Here is a 3028-nt window from a genome sequence, read left to right on the forward strand (position 1 = left end):
ATCCTACAAACTTTACATACCAAGCATTTCAGGCTGTTTCGTCGCCCCCCCAGCAAGATAACAGTTATATTGTTCCTGGATATCACTGTTACTAAGGTATTCTTTGAAATTTTCGATTAAGTTATCAATCGACTGATCTAATGGAGCAGCATCGAACCGCAGTGGCAAATTTTTACGCCAGGCTTCATTCTGCCGTAACTCACTAACCAACCAGTCTAAAAAATCCACACCAGTCTGGCAATGAATCCCTAGGGTTAAATGTAGTGACGGTTGATCTAGAGCAACAGCATAGTGCCAATGTCCACGGGGTATATACAACACATCACCAGGGGTAAGGATACACTTCAAGTAAGGCTCTCCTTCCGGAGGTGTTTCAGAGGCTGATTTTTGCTCAGTCAACGGGTATTTTAGAGTATCGCTAAATACGTACCATTCCTTGTTTCCGTCTATTTGCAAGATAAAGACATCGTGAGTATCGTAGTGACAGGAAAATCCCTGTTTACTGGGCCATGAACAATAGGAATTGACTTGAGCACTATAGCCTAAATCTTGTCTAACTTCTGAGGTAAAGTTAGTAATTTCGGGTACTAGTTTATGTACCTTGTCGATGATTAGAGTTGCTCCTGACTGGCACCACTTGATTAGATTAGCGTTTTCCTTTTCCTCCAAAACTTTGCCATCTAAGGCTAAGCGCAGCTCCGGATACTTGAATTGATGGAAATTCAGGAGATTGGTGAGTTTTTGCCAAGAAAATAGATCAGCAAACTTCCTTTCGTCCTCACTTGGGATAAATACTGCTTTACTCGTCCAATGGTATTCTAGGAATTTCTGCTCACTGTATGGCTTGAGGATTTTTGCGAGCACTGACATAACTATTTGAGAAATATTAGCAACAAAAAAATTATACTAAGGAACTAGCTTGCACCAGAAATATAATTGAGAAGATTTCTCTAATTTCTGATACAAGCTCGGATTTAGCCAAAACTATTAGCAACTAAATTATTGCTAACAATTCTAGGCTCATAAGCAATAGCTACCTAAGAAGCTCAGATAGTCTCAGGATTCCTCGCTTCTAAGATCACCACCGTCAGCGTCAGTATTTAGGCAAGATTCAGTAGTCTTACGGGGATTATTCGGAACGATTTCCTTGATTTCGACTTGAATTTTGCTAACAGCGCGCTTTTCAGCAGTTAATCCTTTGATTTGCTCTAACATACTTTGTCTCCAACTAGTGTAGATTCACCCTTTTGCTGCTTAACCTTTCGGCTATGCCTCGAAAGGATCAGTGATCGGGTATATTTCATAGACTTTAACTTAAAGGGAGCGCGGCAGTCAATAGTTGATATTAAATTTCAATAAATTTTCCTAGAGCTATCCTAAACCTATAAGGTAAGAATTAGGCTTCAAGAAGATAAAGCTTGCTATAGTAAGGCTTGATATGATTTGCTTAGCAATAATTATTATTAATTAACTCTCTATAGTTCAGTGGACTATAGAGAATCAGCACTCGTCAGCTGTCAGCCGTCAGCTGTCAGCCGTCAGCTGTCAGCCGTCAGCCAAAGGCTCACGCTATGCGAACAGCCTAATGCTTTACATAAAGGCTGTTCGCATAGCGTGCGGATAGCGCATAAGCTGATAGCTGATAGCTGATAGCTGAATGCTTACAGCAACGTCGATAGACTCAGAAGTAGTACAGGAATAACGAAGAAAACGCTTCCAATATAGACAAAAGCTAAATACTTCCGCTCAGTAGCAACAGCAGCTAAGGTTTCTGCACCCAGGATTGGCATTTGTCTCAAAACAGGAATGCTGTAGATGATCACAACGGCGAGGGTGTTGTAAAGTAGATGAACTGTAGCTATTTCTAAAGCAGGGATTGGGTTTTCCGTGATTCCGGTAGCGGCAAGTAACGCAGTGATACAGGTTCCGATATTTGCCCCTAGGGTAAACGGATAAATTTCTTGTAAGCTCAATAAACCTGTACCAGCTAGGGGAACGATCAGGCTGGTGGTAGTGGAAGAAGATTGCACGATTACCGTGACTAGTGTCCCAGAAGCAATCCCAGCCATGGGACCGTTACCGATAGCGGTGTGCAACATCTGATTCGCTCGTCCTACCATTAAGGTTTTGAGCAGTTTACCAATGAAAAAGATAGATAGGAAAATAAGACTGATACCCAAGACTATCAGGGCAATACCATTAAATGGTTCTGGTAAACTATTACTGACAGTGTTAATCCTATCAGTGACTGGATCCGTGGCGAATTTAATCAGGTTAACGTTGTTTAAATTAATCGAATTTTCTCCCACAACCAGGCTTGTTAAAAACAGACTAATCTTTTCCAGGAAGTGAGTGGTAATTTCCAAAGGTAGGAATATCACGACACTAATCAGATTGAAGAAGTCGTGGATGTTTGCAGCAGCAAAAGCTTGTTTAAATTCGTCCTTATTTTGAATATGTCCTAAACTAACCAGTGTATTAGTGATGGTGGTGCCAATGTTAGCGCCCATAACCATAGGAACAGCCGTTGCCACTGGCAAACCACCAGCTACTAGACCCACAATAATCGAGGTTACTGTACTTGAAGATTGGATTAAAGCAGTTGCTAGGATACCAACAATTAAGGCAGCAAAGGGATTAGTAGCAAACTCGAACAATTCCTTAGCTTGCTCCCCAGTAGCTGACCTAAAGCCTGTACCAATTATCCCTACTGCCACAATCAGTAGGTAAACCAAAACCAGAATACCTACCCATTTGTAGAAGGTAACAACAACCCTTTCTGAGTTCTGAACGCTTTCCATTACTTTACTACAGTGTTTGTCTTTGGGTTGTGAACATAGGATTGATAGTAAAAGGGAACAGGGAACAGGGAACAGGGAACAGGGAATAGGGAACAGGGAACAGTACTAAAAAGCTTGGATATTTTTTTGTACTGGTGCAAGCTCTCAGTATGATGTACACAGGATTTTTGGATTTTTCCCGATTCCCGATTCCCGATTCCCGATTCCCGATTCCCGATTCCCGATTC

General features: G+C 41.5%; 3 protein-coding genes. All 3 read right to left on the minus strand.

Annotation, left to right across the window (positions count from 1 at the left end):
• Positions 1 to 12 precede the first annotated feature (12 nt).
• Entirely contained in the window at positions 13 to 870 is an 858-nt protein-coding gene (locus AC4II3_RS32215; RefSeq protein ID WP_488017054.1) for a cupin domain-containing protein, read from the minus strand.
• Positions 871 to 1056: 186 nt separating this feature from the next.
• Entirely contained in the window at positions 1057 to 1215 is a 159-nt protein-coding gene (locus tag AC4II3_RS32220; RefSeq protein ID WP_488017056.1) for a hypothetical protein, read from the minus strand.
• A gap of 446 nt (positions 1216 to 1661) precedes the next feature.
• The gene (locus AC4II3_RS32225; protein WP_488017058.1) at positions 1662 to 2801 is read right to left on the minus strand and encodes a Na/Pi symporter; all 1140 of its coding nucleotides are present in this window, start codon (positions 2799 to 2801) and stop codon (positions 1662 to 1664) included.
• Positions 2802 to 3028 lie beyond the last annotated feature (227 nt).

It is taken from the genome of Moorena sp. (assembly GCF_982860115.1).